22 protein-coding genes are annotated in these 20821 nt (G+C 43.3%); 7 read left to right on the top strand and 15 right to left on the bottom strand.

Annotated elements, in window-relative coordinates:
* A partial coding sequence (locus OSCI_RS28220; protein WP_071986226.1) for an Hfq-related RNA-binding protein occupies positions 1-151 on the bottom strand: 151 nt, incomplete at its 3' end.
* A 61-nt stretch (positions 152-212) separates the two neighbouring features.
* Here OSCI_RS28220 and OSCI_RS30580 point away from each other — a divergent pair.
* From OSCI_RS30580 to OSCI_RS05675, 3 genes are all read left to right on the top strand, one after another.
* A complete protein-coding gene (locus tag OSCI_RS30580; protein ID WP_168371084.1) occupies positions 213-377 on the top strand; it encodes a hypothetical protein in 165 nt (54 codons plus the stop codon).
* A 15-nt stretch (positions 378-392) separates the two neighbouring features.
* On the top strand, positions 393-1229 hold the full coding sequence (dapF, locus tag OSCI_RS05680) for a diaminopimelate epimerase (protein ID WP_007353919.1): 837 nt from the start codon (positions 393-395) through the stop codon (positions 1227-1229).
* Between the two features lie 121 nt (positions 1230-1350).
* The gene (locus OSCI_RS05675; protein ID WP_007353918.1) at positions 1351-2496 is read left to right on the top strand and encodes a hypothetical protein; all 1146 of its coding nucleotides are present in this window, start codon (positions 1351-1353) and stop codon (positions 2494-2496) included.
* A gap of 139 nt (positions 2497-2635) precedes the next feature.
* Here the strand turns inward: OSCI_RS05675 and OSCI_RS05670 are convergent, their stop codons facing one another.
* The 6 genes from OSCI_RS05670 to OSCI_RS29630 form a co-directional block, all read right to left on the bottom strand.
* The gene (locus OSCI_RS05670; protein ID WP_234708706.1) at positions 2636-3664 is read right to left on the bottom strand and encodes a potassium channel family protein; all 1029 of its coding nucleotides are present in this window, start codon (positions 3662-3664) and stop codon (positions 2636-2638) included.
* Positions 3665-4099: 435 nt separating this feature from the next.
* The gene (locus tag OSCI_RS05665) at positions 4100-5281 is read right to left on the bottom strand and encodes an aspartate aminotransferase (protein WP_007353916.1); all 1182 of its coding nucleotides are present in this window, start codon (positions 5279-5281) and stop codon (positions 4100-4102) included.
* A gap of 220 nt (positions 5282-5501) precedes the next feature.
* On the bottom strand, positions 5502-6677 hold the full coding sequence (locus OSCI_RS05660) for an iron-containing alcohol dehydrogenase family protein (RefSeq protein ID WP_007353915.1): 1176 nt from the start codon (positions 6675-6677) through the stop codon (positions 5502-5504).
* Positions 6678-6753: 76 nt separating this feature from the next.
* Positions 6754-7305: a hypothetical protein gene (locus OSCI_RS05655; protein ID WP_007353914.1), complete on the bottom strand. Its 552-nt coding sequence runs from the start codon at positions 7303-7305 to the stop codon at positions 6754-6756.
* On the bottom strand, positions 7289-7570 hold the full coding sequence (locus tag OSCI_RS05650; protein WP_007353913.1) for a BrnT family toxin: 282 nt from the start codon (positions 7568-7570) through the stop codon (positions 7289-7291). Before OSCI_RS05650 ends, OSCI_RS05655 begins: the two co-directional genes overlap by 17 nt.
* 3 nt (positions 7571-7573) lie before the next feature.
* Positions 7574-7738, bottom strand: a complete 165-nt coding sequence (locus OSCI_RS29630; RefSeq protein WP_155523391.1) for a hypothetical protein — start codon at positions 7736-7738, stop codon at positions 7574-7576.
* Between the two features lie 106 nt (positions 7739-7844).
* On the opposite strand from OSCI_RS29630, the gene OSCI_RS05645 reads away from it, so the two are divergent.
* On the top strand, positions 7845-9065 hold the full coding sequence (locus OSCI_RS05645) for an FAD-dependent oxidoreductase (RefSeq protein ID WP_007353911.1): 1221 nt from the start codon (positions 7845-7847) through the stop codon (positions 9063-9065).
* A 138-nt stretch (positions 9066-9203) separates the two neighbouring features.
* Here the strand turns inward: OSCI_RS05645 and OSCI_RS05640 are convergent, their stop codons facing one another.
* Positions 9204-9566, bottom strand: coding sequence for a hypothetical protein (locus tag OSCI_RS05640; protein WP_007353910.1), 363 nt, complete (start codon positions 9564-9566; stop codon positions 9204-9206).
* 186 nt (positions 9567-9752) lie between these two features.
* Here OSCI_RS05640 and OSCI_RS05635 point away from each other — a divergent pair, with 186 nt between their 5' ends.
* The 3 genes from OSCI_RS05635 (at position 9753) to OSCI_RS05625 (ending at position 12813) form a co-directional block, all read left to right on the top strand.
* Positions 9753-11171, top strand: a complete 1419-nt coding sequence (locus OSCI_RS05635) for an aspartate ammonia-lyase (RefSeq protein WP_007353908.1) — start codon at positions 9753-9755, stop codon at positions 11169-11171.
* Positions 11172-11442: 271 nt separating this feature from the next.
* Positions 11443-11757, top strand: coding sequence for a hypothetical protein (locus OSCI_RS05630; RefSeq protein ID WP_007353907.1), 315 nt, complete (start codon positions 11443-11445; stop codon positions 11755-11757).
* A 96-nt stretch (positions 11758-11853) separates the two neighbouring features.
* On the top strand, positions 11854-12813 hold the full coding sequence (locus tag OSCI_RS05625) for a DUF362 domain-containing protein (RefSeq protein ID WP_007353906.1): 960 nt from the start codon (positions 11854-11856) through the stop codon (positions 12811-12813).
* Between the two features lie 254 nt (positions 12814-13067).
* Here the strand turns inward: OSCI_RS05625 and OSCI_RS05620 are convergent, their stop codons facing one another.
* From OSCI_RS05620 to OSCI_RS05590, 7 genes are all read right to left on the bottom strand, one after another.
* Complete coding sequence (locus OSCI_RS05620; RefSeq protein ID WP_007353905.1) at positions 13068-13874, bottom strand: WecB/TagA/CpsF family glycosyltransferase; 807 nt, start codon at positions 13872-13874, stop codon at positions 13068-13070.
* A complete protein-coding gene (locus OSCI_RS05615; protein WP_007353904.1) occupies positions 13874-14950 on the bottom strand; it encodes an NAD-dependent epimerase/dehydratase family protein in 1077 nt (358 codons plus the stop codon). The genes OSCI_RS05620 and OSCI_RS05615 overlap by 1 nt, the downstream gene beginning before the upstream one ends.
* A 108-nt stretch (positions 14951-15058) precedes the next feature.
* Positions 15059-16294, bottom strand: coding sequence for a glycosyltransferase family 4 protein (locus OSCI_RS05610; protein ID WP_007353903.1), 1236 nt, complete (start codon positions 16292-16294; stop codon positions 15059-15061).
* A gap of 237 nt (positions 16295-16531) precedes the next feature.
* Positions 16532-17692, bottom strand: a complete 1161-nt coding sequence (locus tag OSCI_RS05605) for a glycosyltransferase (protein WP_007353901.1) — start codon at positions 17690-17692, stop codon at positions 16532-16534.
* Positions 17693-17702: 10 nt separating this feature from the next.
* Complete coding sequence (locus tag OSCI_RS05600) at positions 17703-18629, bottom strand: glycosyltransferase family 2 protein (RefSeq protein WP_007353900.1); 927 nt, start codon at positions 18627-18629, stop codon at positions 17703-17705.
* A gap of 7 nt (positions 18630-18636) precedes the next feature.
* Positions 18637-19638, bottom strand: coding sequence for a hypothetical protein (locus OSCI_RS05595; RefSeq protein WP_007353899.1), 1002 nt, complete (start codon positions 19636-19638; stop codon positions 18637-18639).
* A 31-nt stretch (positions 19639-19669) separates the two neighbouring features.
* Positions 19670-20812, bottom strand: a complete 1143-nt coding sequence (locus tag OSCI_RS05590; RefSeq protein ID WP_007353898.1) for a glycosyltransferase family 4 protein — start codon at positions 20810-20812, stop codon at positions 19670-19672.
* Positions 20813-20821: the final 9 nt, after the last annotated feature.

Raw genomic sequence — 20821 nt, 5'->3', positions numbered from 1 at the left:
CGTCTAGCAGGCAAATGCAATGGGGGTCTTGCCAGAAAATTTTTCCAGCTAAAAGGTCATTAGTGACGAGTTTGAGTTCTACTTCTTGTTTGTCTTTGATGTAGGTTTGAACTTGGCGAATGCTGGGCAATCCCGTCTCGAATTCAGACATAATCGTGAATAGGTAATAGGTAATGGGTAATGAGTAAGGAGTTGAGTCAGCGGTCAAGATATTGGAAGAGGACTTACACGCTCTGTACAATCTTCCGCGATCGCGAGTCAAGCTCGATCGCAATTGCCAGGTACGAAGCAAGTCCGCAGCCAGCCTGAAGCAATCTCAGACCTTTATATTTGCGTTACGGTGCGTAAGTCCTATAGAAGTTTATCAAGTTAATTAGGAGCTAATCGTTGAAATGGCAATTGAGTTTACTAAGTATCACGGACTAGGTAATGATTTTATTCTGATTGACAATCGTCATCAGTCAGAACCAATTTTAACCCTACAGCAAGCAGAGGAGTTGTGCGATCGCCACTTTGGGATTGGTGGAGATGGCGTAATCTTTGCTCTTCCAGGGCAAAATGGTACGGACTATACTATGCGGATTTACAACTCCGATGGTTCGGAAGCGGAAATGTGCGGTAATGGTATTCGCTGTTTAGCTAAGTTTATCGCTGATTTAGAAGGTGTCAATGCTAAAACTCAGTATCGTATTGATACTCTTGCTGGTGTTATGACCCCAGAATTGCTAGCTGATGGTCAGGTAAAAGTTGATATGGGAATACCCCGACTTTTAGCTGCGGAAATTCCCACAACTTTAGAATCTCCCGATCGAAAAGTTGTAGAGTTACCCCTAGAAGTAGCAGGACAGTCTTGGTTAGTTACCTGCGTTAGTATGGGAAATCCACACTGTATTACCTTTGTAGAGGACGTTTCAGCTATTGCTTTAGAAACTATTGGGCCGCTATTTGAACATCACGCGGTTTTCCCCCAGCGGACAAATACAGAATTTATCCAAATTATACGTCGAGACTACGTGAAAATGCGGGTGTGGGAAAGAGGCGCTGGTGTTACGCTTGCTTGTGGGACTGGTGCTTGTGCTTCTGTGGTAGCTGGAGTGTTAGCTGGAAAGTGCGATCGCATAGCTGCGGTTGAACTCCCTGGCGGTATTTTGCAAATTGAATGGTCGCAGGTCGATCAAAGGCTGTATATGACTGGGCCAGCAGTACAAGTATTTGCGGGCAAAATTTAGCCGTCAACAGCAGTACCGCAACACTCGGAACACCAGAATAAATAAGCTGAAATTACTTATTTATTCTGTTCGCAATCTAACATCTGATATCTAACATCTAATATCAATTAGGGGTACTTTAATGGGCGGCGGCATTTATCTAATTCAGGACGACGACCGGCTGGTGGAAATGACAGAACAACCCTATGATTCCGAAGATCAGCTTCAAGAATTGCTAGAAACTTATCCTAACCTAATAGCAGGCGATCAAATAGATAGAGCGACACCAAGGCGATGGCTGTTAATTTCACGGGAAGTGGCACTGTTAAGTGAAGAGGAAACTGCTGGTCGTTGGTCTTTAGATCATTTGTTTCTTGACCAAGATGCAATTCCTACTTTGGTAGAAGTTAAGCGTGCTCGCAGTGCGGATACCCGGCAAAAAATAACTGGTCAAATGCTTGATTATGCTGCTAATGCTGTAGTTTATTGGCCAATTGAGTCAATTATTGGTTTATTTGAAACTAATTGCCGGGAACAAAATCGCGATCCCGAACAAATTTTTGAAGAATTTTTGGGTGCTGATACTAATGAGGATCGGTTTTGGCAGAAGGTAAAAACTAATTTGCAAGCTGGTAAATTGCGTTTAGTATTTGTGGCAGAAGAGATTTCCGCAGAAATGCGGCGAGTGGTAGAATTTCTAAATGAACAGATGGACCCGGTAGAGGTTTTAGCTTTAGAAATTAAGCAATATGTTAGCCAAGATGGTTTAAAAACCTTGGTTCCTAGAGTGATTGGCCAGACGGCGGAAGCACAGCAGAAAAAATCGAGCGCGACTCGTGAAAGAAGGCGTTGGGATGAGGTTTCTTTCTTTGAGGAATTGAAATCTAGGCGAGGTGAAGATGAGGCGGAAATGGCTAGTTCTATCCACGACTGGGTACAAAGTCAAGACCCTGAAGTTGAGGTACACTGGGGAACAGGTGACACTTATGGAGGCTTTGCTGCTCAGCTTAATCAAAGAGGAAGAAAACCTTATCAGTTGTTTACTGTTGATATTTCTGGAAGGCTGGAGATTTCTTCTAGTAATTATGGTTCCCAGTGGCCCTTTAATCAGGGAGATAAATGGTTAGAATTGCGGTCTAAATTTAGTTCTATTGGTCTGTCGCTACCAATAGATCCTGGGGAGAGACGTTCCCCTAGTTTGCCTTTATCTACTTTGCAGGATGAATCGGTTCTTAAGCAGGTTCTTGAAACTTTTGATTGGATTATTGAGGAAATTCAAAGTTCTTAGAAATGTTAAGGGTTAACGGTTAACTGTTAACTGTTAACTGTTAGCTGGTAATTGGTAATTGGTAATACTTTTTCCCTCTTCCTTCTTCCTTCTTCCTTCTCTCCTAGATAACTAAATTTTTCTTCCTTCCTCCTTTGACTTAACTGCTACGGGGTTTTTCAGTGGCCATGAGAATTAAATAGTCATCATTTTCTAACTTATAATTTGCTGGAGGATTAGAAATAACTTCTCCTTCTATGCCTTTTTGCACAGCCAAAACAATACTTTGATAAGTTTGTTTCATATATATCAATACATCTATAAATGCTAGTCCAATCTTAGATTTAGGAACGGGAACTTTATATAATTGATTGCCATCTTCCGAGCGCAATATCTCGTAGATGACTTTAGTAATGCCATGATTTAGCGCTGCTTGAGAAATCAGCATACTGCTTAAATCGCTACTAACGATGATTTCATCAGCGTTAGCTCTTTTACAAGTCTTGACGTAGGCTTGATCTACTAATTCTACAATTGTATAAGCATCGGGATTAATGCTCTCTACAGTCAGCGTAGATAGAATAGCTTTAGCATCGCGAGCTGTATCTTCTAAACTATCGTCACCTAAAATTATCACTGTTTTAGCTTTAACTAAGTTGGCACGATGTAAGGTTTCATCACACACTTGACCTTTGATAAAGAAAAAATCGATTTCATCTAGCGGCTTCCTTTCTATATCAGCAATTAAAACCATTGACTTTCCTTGATTTTGAGTATCAATACTCAATTCATTCAAAATTACTCGCGCTCGATAATTCCATCCGCACAAAATAGTATGATTTTCAAGGTTGCGCTCTCCCATACCTAGATAGTCTTTCATTTTTCTCCCTATTAAAATAGTTGCCATTGTCGCACTGAATGTGGCTAGTAGACCGATGCCAATAAACATATTAACGACAGCTATTAGCCGACCAACAAGTGTTGTAGGGGCTATGTCACCATAGCCAACAGTGGCTAATGTAACGATGCTCCACCATACAGCATCAATGAAGGATAAATGTGGTTCTGCCCAGGATAAACCTAACCCACTAACTATAATGAAGAGAGCAATAAATATGATTAGCAGATCCAGATTTTCATTCTGCAAAAAACGCAGGATTTTTTGCGGATTTTTGCTCGAAACTTTCAATTTTTTTTGGTTCTGATTTTTTAAATCCCTCAATTTTTGTTTCTCTCATTACACCCGATCTTATGTTTAATTAGGTAGATTTACTTATCATCCCGCTGATGTCACTTCGATCGCAGAAAAAGGCTTTCGTTCCAGAAAATTATCTCCCGAAAGTAACATCATAGGGCTTAGATGCCTCATATCATGTCCCGTTAAACACTTGTCATTGTTCGCTGTGTTCCGCGCGTCAAGAGAAGCGCAGTTGCGAGGAACGAAGCAATCTGAGGAGTTGCGAACGTAGTGAAGCAAACTAAGCCCGAAGCAATCTCAAAACCTTGCGATTGCTTCGCTTTGCTCGCAATGACAGATCGTAAGTAATTTGCTGGAAATGCTATCATAGATAGCAGATTAAAAAGTTAAAAATTGCCGATGGGTATGCAATTTTTAATTTTTAGTTCAGAAATGAATGTTTGCTTGCTTCAACCGCCGCAATGCTTCTCCCAAGCGATCGCAATCTGCAATCAAGCTAATCCTTACATAACCCTCACCCCCACTCCCAAAGGCATTCCCTGGGGTGACGACTACTCCAGTTTGCTGCAAAACATTTAGGGCAAAATCAGTGGAACTAATTCCGGGGGGACAGGGAACCCAGAGATACATTGTCGCCAAAGGCTTCGGTACATTCCACCCTAATTCTGCTAATCCATTAATTAGGAAATCTCGGCGAGTGCGATAACGTTCCTGTACTTCGGTCAAATATCGATCTGGCAATTGTAATGCGGTTTCTGCTGCGGTTTGGACTGCGGTAAATATGCCATAATCGAGGTTAGTTTTTAATGTCCGTAAACCTTGAATAATCCGGCTATTTCCAACTACAAACCCGACGCGCCAACCGGCCATATTGTAAGTTTTAGATAGAGTGTGGAACTCTACGCCGATGTCTTTACCGCCAGGAATTTCTAGCAAACTTGTGGGTTCATAGCCATCAAAGGCCAGTTCCGCATAGCAGAGATCGTGGACTAGCAAGATTTGAAATTTGTGGGCAAAGGCGACTATATCTTTGAAAAATTCGCGGGGGGCGGTTGCGCCTGTGGGGTTGCTGGGATAGTTGAAATAGAGGACTTTGGCTTGTTCGGCTACTGTGTCCGGAATATCGGCTAAGTCGATTACCCAGTCGTTTTCGGGCTTTAATATTATGCTGTGAATTTTGCCGCCAGCGATCGCAGGGCCGCGAAAGTGGGCGGGATAGGCGGGGGATGGTACTAATACTAAGTCGCCGGGGTTGATGTAGGTGATCGCGAGGTGAGTTAAGCCTTCTTTTGAACCTAATAATGGCAAGGCTTCGCTATTAGGATCGAGTTCGACGTTGTAGCGGCGGCGATACCAGTTGGTAATGGTTTTGCGGAAGCTGGCGGTTCCTTCAAAGGGGGGATAGCCGTGATTTGCTGAGTTTTGAACTGCTGCGATCGCAGCTTCTACTACGGGCTGGGGCGTTGCGCCGTCTGGGTTCCCCATTCCTAAGTCGATTAAGTCTAGTCCTTGTTCGCGCGCGCGGGCTTTGAGTTCGTCGAGGCGGGCAAATACGTAGGGCGGTAATGCTTGTAATCTGTCGGCGGGGCTAATCCAGTCTAATGTCATCGGAAATAAGGTTTTTATTTAATAACGAACCGCAGAGGCGCAAAGGCACAGAGGGAGTTGATTTTTAACCGGAGATCGGGCGGATAATCATCATAGCAATCTGCGTGTATCTGCGGTTACATTTTAATCGCGACTTAGGCATTTTGTACCAAAAACTAAGGCATTGCTTCGTTGCGATCGCCATGACAGAGTGATGTTCTGCATAAGTCCTATTGATTTTTTAGGGTTGTTCGTTGGCTAGTGTCGCTGCGAGGTTGTTACGCCCTGTTTCGATCGGGGCGGTAGTCGATACCATCGCGGCCATGAGTTGTTCGGGGGTGACTTTGAAGGGTAGGCGGTGGATGTCGGAGTTAGGTTGACAGGCGATTTCGGCGGCGTTTTGCAATTCGGCGAGGGTGATATCGGTTAACCCTAGATCCGCTAAGGTTTGGGGTAAGCCGATTTCGCTATAAAATTTGATTAGTTGTTGGCGGGCTGAGGCTGCAAGTTGGGAGTTTTGCAGCATTTCTTCTAGCCGCAATTGCACTAAGATCCCATAAGCTACTTTTTCGCCGTGTAGGGTTCCCTTGCGGTGGAGGTGGGTGAGGCCGTTATGGACGGCGTGGGCGGCTACTGTCCGACATTGGGCCCCGCCGATACCGCCGATTACGCCTGCGAGGAGGGTGGTAGCGTCTACGACTTCTTGCCAGATTTCGCTTCCTGGTTGTTGGAGGGCGGGAACTGATTTTTGGAATAAGATATCGCGGAGGACTCTGGCTTGTTGGACGGCGGCGATAATCATGGTTTGTTCGGAGTGGCCGCTGCTAACTGAGGCTTCATACCATTTGGCGATCGCATCTCCAATTCCCGCTACTAATGTCCGTTGGGGGGCGGTTTGAATCAAGCTGTAGTCGAGGATCAGTAAGTCGGGACATTTGGCGAGGCTGACATCGTAGAGGAATGCGCCTCGGTCTGAGTAGATGTTAGATAAAGCTGTCCAGGCGGCGCAGGTGGCGGCGGATGTGGGGATGGTGGCGATCGGGATTTGGCGCTGGTAGGCTAGGAGTTTGGCGGTATCGAGGGCTTTACCGCCGCCGACTCCGATGATGAAATCGGCTTTGTGGGCGATCGCGGCTTCGTGGAGGGTTTTGAGGCTATTTTCGCTACAATCTTGGCCGTAGGTGGCTTGGGCGACCTCTAACGGCTGATTTTCGAGGTAGGGTTGAATGGCTGCGAGGGAGTTTTTGCCGCCGACGATCAGGGGGCGGTTGCCAAGTTGGGCGATCGCATCTATTGATTGCGCGATGCCTTCGGCCGGCGCAGCCATCGCATTTTTGCCCCGGATGACACGGGCGGGGGCAATTGTCAAGGAAAATAGGTCAGTCTTGGTTTTGGTTGGGGTAGAGGTTTGAGTCATTTAGCGATCGCGTCGTGACGGGTTGTGGAGTTATATAGATTTACAGGATAACTCTAACAAAGCTTTAGCAACAGGGTCAGTTTTCGACCGTTTTTATTAAAGATTGTCTTAGGTGTGGGGTGGTTAGGTGTGATTCACTTTCCTCAATTTCTGCTGGAGTTGGTTCTCTTGGTTCTTCTATTCTGAGGAAAACTTGGTAATTTCCAGGGATAATCTCAGAGGGAACTTGTGCTGTAAGTTTGCCATCTGGTGCAATCATAGCTGAGGCTTCAATGGTTGTTATTCTCGCCTCTTTGTTCTTATTTTTATTAGAGATTGAGCTATCATTGTTTGAGTCATCTATTTTTTTGATTGTCAGGATAACGCTGCGGTTTCCTGGGGGAACATCTGATAAAAACTGTACTTGTAGGTTGCCATCAGGTGTAATAATTCCTTTGCCTTCTATCCTGCTGATGGTCACATATCTATCGCCGTCTTTGCCAGTAATTTTTACTAGAGGTTTTTGTCGATTTGGATGAGATTGGCGAGATTTACCTCTTACTACTTTGCTAAAATCATATCCCGCTAGTAGTTCTGAGTAGTCATCTGGCATTTCATAATCATCAATCGGATTAATTGCCTTGTTCATAAATACTCCTTTCCCAGTTAGTTACCATTCTAGCATTAATAATTCGAGTTGCATTGCCTCGCTCTGTGTAAACCACTGCTAGTAGTCTTTGGTGCATAGAATAACCAATTGCTAAAAAGCGTGTTTCGCCTACGGCGTGTATGGGGTCATCAATGGAAAGGAAAAATGGATCGTCGAAAATAGTCTGTGCTTCATCAAAAGCAACTCCGTGTTTTCTAATATTTTTTGTTTCCTTTTCTCGATCCCACTCAAAATCAGTTGTCATTGTCTAGTTAACATTCTCTCGCTCCTCACCGACATCTATTATATTATGAAGGGGAGAAAAGCGACGATCTTTTGCTATTGCTGCAAATATATCAGGACTTACGCACCCAACCTCATAAACCGGGTTTTTTGACGAAAATACTTCGCCTTTATCCACAGATTCTCTCATAAACCAGGTTTCAGGGATTCCATAGTAAGTCCTATATCTTTGACACGATCGTAGCAAAATAGACTAAAATTTCCGTAAGTACAAATTACCTCAATCCTTGAAATCAATGACCGATCACCATGAGATTGTTGACGTACAGGAAACTACTTGCTGCATCGTTGGCGGCGGCCCGGCGGGAGTGGTTCTCGGCTTACTTTTAGCCCGCCAAGGCATCCCAGTCACCCTCTTAGAATTGCATCAGGATTTCGATCGCGAATTTCGGGGCGACACGATTCACCCATCAACAATGGAATTAATGGATCGACTTGGTTTAGCCGATCGCCTGTTAGAATTACCTCATAGCAAAATTCACGAACTCACTTTTAAAACACCCACCGGAAGTCTGAAGGCGGCGGATTTTAGTCGTCTCAAAACTCGCTTTCCTTATATCACTCTTCTCCCCCAAGTCAAATTTTTAGAAACGATCGCGACTGAGGCGAAAAAGTACCCGGATTTCCAGTTAATCATGGGTGCAAATGTGCAGGAACTGATTGCAGAAAAAGGGATGATTCGGGGTGTCCGCTATCGAGGTAAAGGGGGTTGGCATGAAGTGCGATCGCCTCTGACTATTGGCGCAGATGGCCGATTTTCCCGTCTCCGTCAACTGGCAGGTTTTGAACCGATTAAAACTTCCCCACCGATGGATGTTCTCTGGTTTCGTTTACCGCGATCGCCACAAGATCCAAAGGGGAAAGGTTTAGACGGCCGCATCCGTGACGGACACCTGTTAGCGATTATCGATCGCCTCGATTATTGGCAGCTAGGTTATGTGATTCTCAAAGGTAGTTATCAAAAGCTTCGCGCTGATGGTATTGAGACATTGCAACGTGCGATCGTGGATTTAGCGCCAGAATTTCGCGATCGCGTCCACCATCTCAAAGATTGGTCAGAAATGGCTTTTCTCTCGGTGGAATCGAATCGACTTCCCCAGTGGTATCGCGACGGGTTGTTGCTAATTGGTGATGCGGCCCACACGATGTCTCCTGTTGGTGGTGTGGGGATTAATTATGCTGTTCAAGATGCAATCGTGGCGGCTAATATCCTCAGCGAACCATTAAAAAATGGCAGTTTACATCTGTGGGATTTAGCAGAAGTACAACGGCAGAGAGAATGCCCGATTAAAGCGATTCAGGCTTTTCAAAATCAAATTCAGCAACAAATTATTGCCCGTGCTCTGGATGGCGACAAACCGTTTACATTACCGGGTTTTTTGCGGTTGCCAATTTTGCGGGATATTCCAGGCCGGTTAATTGGTTTTGGAATTTGGCCTGTGAAGTTAAAATGTTAGGTTGTTTTGCATAAGTCCTTACTAAATCAATATCCGGTTTTAAATAACTCCTTTATTCTCTTCTTCTTTCCTCTGTACTTCTGATTCTCTATGGTTCCTTAAAAAAGGGTGATAAAACCGGATTGAGTCTCAATTTAATCAAGCAATTTCCGCCTTTTGGAAAACATCAATTTCCTCCAATTCATCCAGATGGCTTACAATCCGATGCTGCAATTGGCTAAAATAAACAATTTCGTACTCATCTCCCAATTCCTTTTGAAGTTGCTGCCACAAACTAATCCCTTCTCTTTCAAAAGCTATCTCTTCCTGTTCGCTTGCAAAACCCGCCGAAGCTGGATCGTCCCAATCAATAATTCCATCATAAATCTTTTGCCAATTGAGTAATCTTTCAATGGTTTCCTCACTCAGCGGTAACTCCCAGGGTTCAATGTCACCGCCATCATCTCTATCCCACAGGGGATAACAATCAAAATCAGCCATCAGCTTAATTCTTTGCACCATATCATTGCCAATCTCTAAAAAACAATCCTACCATCCGACAATTTAGCAATCCGCAGAATGTTATCTGGGTTATGCTTAACTCCAGTCTCCCGCAGTTGGCGAATTAATTCCTCTCTTTCAACCTCACTCGTCAATGCAATTCCCTCTAAATGTGCGATAATTCGATATTATCACCAACTCCCGAATATGACAGAACCACAAACCGTAACCTACCGCACAGAACGCGACTCAATGGGAGATAAACAAATCCCATCTACCGTATATTATGGTATCCAAACTCTCCGCGCCGTCGAAAATTTTCCTATTAGTGGCATCAAACCATTACCAACTTATATTGATGCCTGTATTCTGATTAAGAAAGCCACCGCGATCGCGAATGGCGAATTAGGCTGCATTCCCCAAGATATTAGTCAAGCAATTGTGCAAGCGATCGATGAAATCCTAGCAGGTAAGTTGCGCGATCAATTCGTAGTTGATGTTTATCAAGCTGGCGCTGGAACTTCTCACCACATGAATGTTAACGAAGTCCTAGCAAATCGCGCTTTAGAAATTTTAGGAGATGAAAAAGGCAACTATAAACGAGTTAGTCCTAACGATCATGTTAATTACGGTCAATCGACTAATGATGTGATTCCGACTGCGATTCGCATTGGTGGACTTTTAGCTTTAGAAAGGACGCTTTTCCCGGCTTTATCTAATGCAATTTCCGCCCTTGACAACAAAGCCGAAGAATTTAAAGATATTGTCAAATCTGGTCGCACTCACCTTCAAGATGCCGTCCCTATACGATTAGGTGAAACCTTCCGCGCTTGGGCACAAATTCTGACAGAACATTACAACAGAATTGAACTTGCCTCCGGCGACTTGACATTATTAGGATTAGGTGGTAGCGCTGCCGGTACAGGCTTAAATACCCATCCGCAATATTGCGATCGCGCCGCGAAAATTCTCTCCGAATTAATCGATCGACCCCTTAAACCCGCACCACATTTAATGGCCGCCATGCAGAGTATGGCCCCCTTTGTCAATGTATCTGGCGCTATCCGCAATTTAGCCCAAGATTGTGTTAAAATTTCTCATGATTTACGATTGATGGATTCAGGGCCAAAAACTGGTTTTAAAGAAATTCAATTGCCCCCCGTACAGCCGGGATCGTCAATTATGCCCGGTAAATACAATCCCGTGATGGCAGAAATGACATCAATGGTATGCTTTCAAGTAATGGGTTATGATAGCGCGATCGCCCTCGCCGCCCAAGCTGGACAATTAGAATTGAATGTAATGATGCCGCTCATTGCTTATAATTTGATTCAAAGTATCGAAATTTTAGGCAATACCATCAACGCACTCAGTAAAAAGTGTCTGGAGGGAATAGAAGCCAAAAGCGATCGCTGTCTCGCTTATGCTGAAGGTAGTCTCGCCCTTGTCACCGCGCTTAACCCAGATATTGGCTATCTCAACGCCGCCGCCGTCGCCAAAGAATCTTTAGAAACTGGTAAATCTTTGCGGCAAATAGTCCTAGAGCGTGGTTTAATGAGTGCTGAAGACTTGGCAAAAGTTCTCGATTTAGATAAAATGAGTGCTATGCCAGAAATAAATTGCTAATGGCTAATTGTTAATGGCTAATAGCTAATTGCAATTAAGAACATAAGTTTGGGAGCATTTGAGGTATTGCGCCACTCTCAAGAATAGACAAAGCCCCTTATGAGGGCGGGTTCGCTAAAAGTTTTAAAGGTACTAAGAGGCTAAATAAACCCGCCCCCACCCCGAAAGGAAGTCTCTTATTGACAATGGTGCAAAATATAGCGGTTATTCAAGCAAGTGAGATTACCAATTAGGCATTAGCAATTATCCCCAATAAAACCACTAAAAAATTATGAGAAGTTCCTTTGCTACCCAGGCCCAAACCAACGCGACACAAGTTACCTTTTATTTTGATAACGGTCAATCAGAAGCATTTAATATCCCTGTTCCCGCCGCTACCTTCAGTCAACAATTACCCCAATTGTTAGCGCAACCTGTGTTAACATTCCATTTAATCGATCAAACAGTGATCGTCTACACAGCCAAGGTGATAAAAGTAGAAGTAAAACCGCCCATACCTCAAATTCAAGGAGAGGGAACTTTCCCTAACTCTCAGCGAATCACCACCATGCAGCGGGCGGCAACCGGTAGATTTCCAACTGAATAAAATTCTCGCCAACTTCAAGAATTTTCTAAAAATTCTTAATTGCTAAAATATTTCTTTTGATTGCATTTCCTTTCTTCTTTCTTCCTTACTTAACTTATGGCTAAAGTTAGTTTGATTCGCGCCAAATCTTACGATTTCCATGCCTTGCAGGAATCGCTAGAAAATCTGCTAGAACCGCTAGGCGGGATGAGTGCCTTTGTGAAAAAAGGCGATCGCGTCCTTCTCAAACCTAACCTTTTAACTGGTTCTCGCCCGACTAAAGAATGCGTCACCCGCCCAGAATTAGTTTACTGCATTGCTAAAATGGTAATCGCAGCAGGTGGTAAACCATTTTTAGGAGATAGTCCCGCTTTTGGGAGTGCAATTGGTGTCGCCAAAGCTAACGGTTATTTGCCCTTTTTAGAAGAACTAAATTTGCCAATAGTTGAGTTTCAAGGCAAGCGTTATCAGACAGTCAGCGAGGAATTTAATCATTTGCGATTGTGCAAAGAAGCAATGGAAGCAGATGTAGTCATTAACATCCCCAAGCTGAAATCTCACGCACAATTAACCGTGACAATGGGAGTTAAAAACCTGTTCGGTTGTGTCCCCGGAAAAATGAAAGCATGGTGGCACATGGAAGCAGGTAAAGATAGCGCTCGTTTTGGCACAATGCTAGCAGAAACCGCACGGGCAATTAACCCAAATTTGACAATTATTGATGGCATCATTGGTCACGAAGGCAATGGCCCAAGCGGCGGTGAACCTCGCTATTTAGGGATTTTAGGTGCGTCGTCCGATGTATTTGCTCTAGATCGCTCTATAATAGAAATTGTCAATGTAGAACCCGCAAGCGTTCCCACAGTAGCGGCATCTATAAGATTGGGTTTTTGCTCGAATTTAGAAGCAATTGATTTTCCCCTGTTGCAACCGGAAGAATTAAAGATTTTGGATTGGAAACTACCCGAAACTATGATGCCGATAGATTTCGGAATGCCTCGCGTGGTTAAGTCCACTTTCAAGCATTTTTATATCAAGTTTATCAAAGAACGAATCAACGCTTACAGTGGCAGATAGTCAGGATAACAAGTAGGGACACGGTATTGCCAATTATATCAACTTAAGGTCACAACTATTAGTCCGTCAGGGGTTAAAACCCCTGCCTCAAAACTAAAGTCCTCTCAAGAGGACTAAGCAGTTCTAAAGTCCTCTTCAGAGGACTTTAGCTATTAGCCAGGGACTTAAGTCCCTGGCGGCTTTCGGCTTTAAGTTGACACCAATAAGTATTGCCGTGTCCCTTCATAAACCTGAAATATGCTGTATTAAAATTCCTAGCCGTAACGCATTTCCTCCAAAGGGGGATCTGTGTCTTGAGGATCGAATCGCTTTAAGTTCAAAGACTGCAAAGTAAACAGCCAAATATAAAGCGGATTTAGTAAAAGATATCGCTTCCAAAGACGCTTCGGTTCCATTGCCAAGCGAAATACCCATTCTAAACCTAAACTAGCTAAAAACTCAGGAGCTTTAGCCAAATTACCAGCATGAAAATCGTAAGCTGCACCTACAGCCATTAATGGCATTGACAAATCATTGCGATATTCATAAGCCCAAACTTCTTGCCGAGGACAACCCAAACCAACGAAAGTAATTGCGGCCCCACTTTTGCGAATTTGTTCTACAATTTCTCGTTTTTCTTCCGCAGAAACTTGCTTAAATCGAGAAGGTTGAGAACCCGCAATTACTAACTTAGGAAAACGCTTGCAAAGATTGTGGGATAAAGCTTCAAGTACGGAAGGTTTAGAACCGTACAAGTAAATAGGCAATCCCTCTTCTGCTGCACGTTCGCACACTAATAACATCGTAGTTGGCCCGCAAACGCGATCGGGGAGCCCTGCATGATAGAGCAAATTTAATGCCCATCTTACAGGTTGTCCGTCTGGCAATACTAAGTCAAAATGATTGAGTCGGTAGCGATGAATTCTGTCAAGAACTCCCGTCATTACGCCATGAACTGCGAGAGCGGAAATAGACATTGGTTGGTGTTGGTGAGCGGCCGTAATAATGGTGCTAACAGCCGCTTCATAATCTAGAGAATTTACCAAAACACCAATGACATTTTTCTTCCCTTGATCTATCATTATGCTACCTCTTTTAACCAACGATCGCGGTTAAATTCGTAAATCTCTTCAAGGATTTGTTTGACATTATATTTCATCTGCCATTCGGGATAATGACTGGCAAATCGCCCATTATCGCTAATCCACCAAATATGATCGCCAACTCGATTAGTTTCCCCATAATTCCAATTCATTTTGCGACCAGTAATCTCTTCGCACATCTGAATGCCTTCTAGCATTGAACAATTGCTATGGCGACCTCCGCCAGCATTGTAAACCTCTGCTACTCTGGGAGCTTTAAAAAATTCATAGAATGCAGCAATTAAGTCCGCGCTGTGAATATTGTCACGCACTTGCTTGCCTTTGTAACCAAAAACTGTGTAAGGAGTACCCATTGCGGCACACTTCATTAAATAAGCTAAAAACCCATGCAATTGAGTACCAGAGTGATTGGGCCCAGTCAGACATCCCCCCCGAAAACAGGCAGTTTTCATATTAAAATAGCGGCCGTATTCCTGAACTAAAACATCAGCCGCTACCTTAGAAGCACCAAATAAACTATGCAAGGTGTGGTCAATCGACATATCTTCTCGGATGCCGCCTACATAGGTATGACTAGGATCGATTTCCCAACGATGCTCTAATTCTATCAAGGGCAAACGGTTAGGGGTATCGCCGTAAACTTTGTTAGTTGAAGTGAAAATAAATGGAGATTCAATTGCATATTGTCGGGTTGCTTCCAGCAGGTTTAGCGTGCCGTTGGCATTGACAGTAAAATCTGTCAGAGGTTCCCGCGCGGCCCAATCGTGAGAGGGTTGAGCTGCGGTATGAATTACTAACTTAATATCAGAACCATACTGCTTAAAAACCTTAGCAATGGCTTCATAATCGCGAATATCTGCTTCGACATGGTGATATTTGCCTTTTAAGGATTGCTCTAACCGTTGCCGATTCCAAGTAGTGGAGGCTTCGTCTCCAAAAAATACGCGGCGCATATCATTATCAATTCCCACCACATCAAATCCCTGGCTGGCAAAAAAATTAGATGCCTCGGAACCAATTAAACCAGCCGATCCAGTAATGATTACAACGCTCATTCGATTTTAGATGTTAGATTTTGGATTGTGAATTTTGTAGAGATTATTTGTTATTTATTACAGGGACTTTTTGACCTATAACTCCTAACTAATAACCAATGCACCCAGTCAAAGTTTATATTTTTGTTGGGCAACGATGTCTTCGCACAACTGAGCGAAGAACTGACCGTTGACATCCCAATCATATACCTCTGCCACCCGTTTTTGACCTGCTTGACCCATGCGCGATCGCAACTCTGGATCGTCGGCCAAACGCGCGATCGCCTCAGCTAAGTCATTGACTGCCTGTTTGGGATGATAACCAGGCACTTTTATGCCCGTTTCAGCGGTCACTTGGGTAGCCGGGCCTCCCAGATCGAAACAGACGATCGGACGACCCGCAGCCATCCCTTCTAGGCACGTCCACCCACCTGAATCGTGCAAGCTAGGATGAATCAATACATGAGATTCCTCTAGCTTACCCAAACTTTCCTGACGTGGCAGCCTTCCCCACAACTTAACTTGAGAAGCAATGCCCAATTCTGCAATTAGAGACTCAAGGCGATCGCGTTCTGGGCCATCTCCCAGCAGCCAATATTCAGTATTGGGCAAGTTGGCAATACCAAATGCCCGCACCGCTAGGTGATAGCCTTTCCAGTGCAGCAGCCGCCCCATACTGATAAATCTGATCGGGGAAGCCTCCGGCAGCTTGTACTCTCTTAGCCTCGCCATCTCTGTCTTTGACAGATAGGCTTCGGAAAGCACCTGTACCTTTTTCGCACCCATAGCCCGCACCCGCTTCGCCGTATCCTCTGTTGTCGCCAAGGCTAAGACGCTACGTCGGGCAGTTATCCTCGCAAACGGATCGCTTGCGCCTAGCTTCTGCGCCCATTCTCGCGCTGTTTCGTAAAGTTTTCCCTTAAAGCTAAAATCTTTCCAAAAAGGTCTGGGAGCTGCTTCACCGCCGCCTACGGGGCCCCAAATAAAAGGAATTGGCAGCAGCGAGATGAAACTAGGCGACCAAAATTTAACGTAGGTAACGTGGCGGGCGATATCAAAACCTATTTTACGGTGGAGCGATCGCGCCACAAAATAAGCCAAAATTTGCCACAGATAGTAGTGCAGTTGCACTCCCCCCTGTCTGCCTTTAAAGTTTTCTTTCCAACCTAGAGGCTCAATATAGATAAAGTGTAGGTTCGCGATCGGGCGTTCAGCAAGTTCAGCTTCAATAGCTTCACGGTAAAAGGTGCGAGTTAGTACCCAGACTTCTTGGTGTTTTGCTGCTTCTACCACCGTATTCCAGCCCACTCCTTCTTCGGAACCCTGTCCGGGTTCGCAGGCAAAGGCAGATAAAAGAATTTTCATCTGTAGATTGTTAGTTGTTGGTGGTTACTCGTTCGTCGTTAGTGGCTAGTGGCTAGTGGTTCATTTTTCTCATCGCTAGGATTAAAATAGTTTTCCCCCTGGGATTTGGTATTATTGAGGTCGTTGTTATTCTCAAGCCCACCTTCCATAGTATCAAGTGTCACAGTAACAAATTTTAACCTTTTGGGATTTGAGGCTGGCGAGCACAAAATAACACCAACTACCGACAACGAACAACTAACTGTCCCCCATTAAAAATGATGTAACTTCGGCATAAGCTTCAGCAGCACTGGTAGGAGTTGTGCGAGCAATTAACTGACGAGAACACTCTCCCATTGACTGTATTAAATCGGGATTATCCAGAAAACGACGCATCCCCTCCGCTAACCTTTGAGGATCGTGGGGATCGAAAATGTAACCATTTTCTCCTTCTACAATCAGCTCACAGGCAGCCGCTGCATTAGAACAAAGTATCGGTTTACCAAACACCATCGCCTCTGGCACCACCATCCCCCAGACATCCTCAAAAGTAGGAAATACAAAAATATCAGCTTGCTGAAAGTAAGCTCCCAAACTTCCATACTCAACCCATCCCACCCAAGTTATTTGCTCTTGAAGTTCGCGCTCTTTAATAAACGCTTCAAGCTCCTCTCGTTGATCTCCCTTACCAACAATTAGCAGCGTATAATTAGAGTAACCATGACTTTTTAGAACTGCACAAGCTTCTAACAAAGTCTTAATTCCCTTCCTAGCTGTAATCCGCCCTACATAGAGAAAGATTGGGCGCTGCAACTGCAAATTAGGCACAGTTGTTTTTTCCAATCTTTTCATCAGAGCTTCCGTATCAGGAACTAGATAAGTTCTAGTAAAAACTTCGTCTGGTTGAGCATTTAGCACTTCCACCAGATATTTTGTTCCCGCTTGGCTGTTAGAAACAAAGGCATCAGCAAACCGAGCTAAAATGCGTCGAGCAAAAGTCCGAAAACCCGAATCTCGAAAGTCAGAGTTGGGGGAACTGCCATCGTAAATAATTGCAATTCGCCAACCACAAAGCGGTTTGAGGACTACTGTCAAGACAGTCCACAGCGAAAAAGCTTGAGGAAAAACCACATGAGGTCGAAATTGCAGCAAGTAACCAATAATACTCGGAGATACCATCAGAAAGCCGCGATCGTAACCCATCTCTATCTTAGTCGTTTCAACAAATTTAGTCTCCCCTACTATTTCAATTGCCGAAGCTCCTGGTAGCGTTTCATCAAATCCCGGCCAAACGCGACCGGTATAAAACTTAGTCTGCTTAAAAATTTTAGTAAATTCTCTCAAGACTGGTTGCCAGTATGCTCCCAGTTCGACATCAGGGACAAGCCAAGCAATGCGAATTTGATCCCGATTCTGCATCCTCTTCACCTTAGTTTTTGTTGTTAGTTAATCCTAGTTTAGCCAAGACTGAAAGCCACACTAATCTTCGATAAGGTAACAGCCAATAAATTGGCCAGAACAAACCTCCGTGGCGCTGAGTAAATACTTTCCACTCACTAGCAGGTTGCAGAGTCGCATCTTTAAAGGCTAAACCTTTAGGTGTACTCATTTTTTGCAAGCCTTCCGTCAGATTTGATGCCGCAGTTTGTGTCACTTGCGGATTTAGAGAGCAAGTTGCTAGATGACCCTTTGCAATCCAAACTGTACATCCTTTTTGCTTCGCTCGCAAGCCATAGTCCCAGTCAGCTATGTAGTGGACAAAGGCAGGATCGAGATTGCCGACAATTTGAGCAACGTTGCGAGGAATTAGGACGCAATTACCATGTATGGTTCCACAACTTTGAACTTCTTGAGCCGGTTCTAGAACGCGATATCGAAAAGGGAGTAAGAAGTTATCTCGCACAACGCCGCCGTAAGTAGTTTTACCTGTTTGGGGATCGCAGGTTGAACCCGATACAATTGCTTTGGTTTCTCCTCGTTCTAATAGTTCCTTGCTCGTTGCTAACAAGGTACTGACGGCTTCTGGATATAAGATGGTATCGTCATTGAGCCAGAGGTAGTAATCGGGATCGTCTTTCATGGCTTCAGTAAAAGCAAAGCGCATTCCACCGTTCCAAAATAAGTTGCCATCACCATGAAAAATCTTGACTTGAGGATAAGTTTCACTGACAACCTCCGCCGTACCATCAGTGCTAGCATCATCTACTAAATAGGTGGTGAGGCTAACATCGGCGGGTAGATTTTGGTTGAACAAGGCCTCTAAGCAAGCCAAGGTTTTTTGTTTGCGGTTGAAGCAAGTTAGAAGGACTGAAATTCTAGTAGTGTTCATGTTTTCTAAATTAGCTGATTCTTCCATAATATCGTCAAAGTTTTTTGAGCTTTCCTTCTCTAAGAACTGTTACCTTTTGTGATTGACGCGGGAGTAAGGTGCGTTTGATCTTCCTCAATGTTATCTTGAGGCTATCTATAAGAAAAGCCTTTGTAATTAAAATTTTTCTGAGCCAGGGGGAAGTATTTAAAGCTTTTAAGCAACGTTGTTGATATCGATCGTATAAGGGACTATAATAATCTTCGTGATTATGTTCTTTATCTTGTTGCAGAACGATATTGTTGGCTGTTTCCAAATTTCTTAAGGTCTGCGGCAGGTCAAAACTGTAGCCACTTACTAAGTCATACCATTTTACTCCTTTTTGTGTTAATCGATAGCCTTGATCCATTTCCACGAACAAAGTCCAATCTGACTTGCCATCGAAAATCATTTTGTAGCTATCCAAAAGATTATGATTGTAGACTTGCAGTACGTAAGATGTTCGGATAAAATAGTTTCCTCCGTTAGCGTAAAACCATTCTCTGCTATCTGTGTGGGAAAATAATATCATTTTTAAGCGAGCCGCATAAAGCATTGTAACGGCGGGGTCTTGCTCATAAATTTTCTCACATTCATCTAAATCTACAATCAGGTTATCTGGACTTACGTCAGCTTTAATTTGACCTCCAATTGTGGGGAATTCTAGGGGATATCTACTAGCAGGAGATGTCAAATCGAGATAGTGTTCCTGAAACTGCCAGATATATTTAGGCGGAGAATCAAAGTAATTATCTATTAATAAACCAAAGTAGTCTATTCTAGCACCTTGGTCAATTCCCCAATTTCTTCTAACTATGTAATGAACTTGTTTGTTGAACTCCCAGCATTTTTCTTGTAAGAAAAAGGCCACTTTTTCTTGTTCTTTTTTATGATTAGAAGAGCAGTCTAAGATATAAATTTTATCTTGCTCTGGATCGAAGTTCCTGATTTTGTCAAAATTGTCTAAAAACAGGGAAATTCGTTCGTAATTAAAAACTACTAAGTGAAAACGATCCATCTATTTTCCTCCCGTACATCACTCAATAAAATTATAACAGAGATAAGTAAACTTGTTTGGTTTGTTCCGCACAATTCTCCCAAGAGAAAAGCTTGATTCTTTCTGTGCCGAGTTGGATTAATTTTTCAGTTGTCTCCGTTGCAAACAAAACTTTTTCCATAGCTTCAGCAATATTATCAGGTTGATGCGGGTCAAATAATTCGGCTGCTTCTCCGACTACTTCAGGCATAGAACTTGTATTACTGCAAGCAACCGGACATTTAAGTGCCATTGCCTCTAACAGCGGCATCCCAAACCCTTCGTAAAGCGAAGGATAAACAAAAAGTGCAGCATTTTGATATAAACTTGCCAGAAATTTGTCATCTCCTGAAACATGAATCACTTTACCTTTTGGAAGTCCAAGTTCGCTAATATTATTGATTTCTTCACTAGAAAATACACGACTTCCAAAGCATATGAGCTGAAAATTATTTCGTAATTGACTGGAACTAGCATAGGCTTGCAATAGAGTTTTAAAGTTTTTGTAAGTTCCTCTTTCTCCTACGTATAAAATATAGGGATGAGGGATTTTGGGAGCAACAGTATCGCTAGCATAGGTATTTAAGGAGTAGCCGTGATAGACTACAGATATCTTGCTCGGTTCTACATTTAAGATTTCTATTAAATCTTTTTTGGTGTTTTCCGAAACACAAATAATTCTATCGGCTTGCTGCACAGCTTCTTTTTTTACCAAAGCTGTTGGATCTTCTTGGGTATTAAAGATTTTTTTGCTATTGAAAAACTGACTGAACTTTTCGTGGATCATGTCGTGAACCGTAACTACCACTTTCACTCGCGGATCTGTTACGAGATTTTCAGAACTGTAATAAGTTTTGTGTAAAATATCGTAAGGATATTTTTTCAGCCAAATTACGGACAACTCGTGATTGAATTTTTCAACTAATTCATAGATTTTTTTTCTCCGAGTATCAGGAATAGGAAATCCAACAATTAAGTTCGATTTATTGTTGGATTTATAATTTTTCAAATACTCGTTGACATAAGCAATCGCTAAAATCCTCACCTCTATATTCTCAGATTGAGCGAGCTGAGTTGCTAGCTCATATATATATCTGGAAATACCACCATATTTCTGCCAGCTAAAAACTTGATGGTCGTAGACAACTCTCAGCATATTAGACCT

It is taken from the genome of Kamptonema sp. PCC 6506 (assembly GCF_000180455.1).
GTDB lineage: Bacteria > Cyanobacteriota > Cyanobacteriia > Cyanobacteriales > Microcoleaceae > Kamptonema > Kamptonema formosum.
The sequence above is the reverse complement of the archived record's forward strand: the minus strand, read 5'-3'. Positions and strand labels throughout refer to the sequence as shown.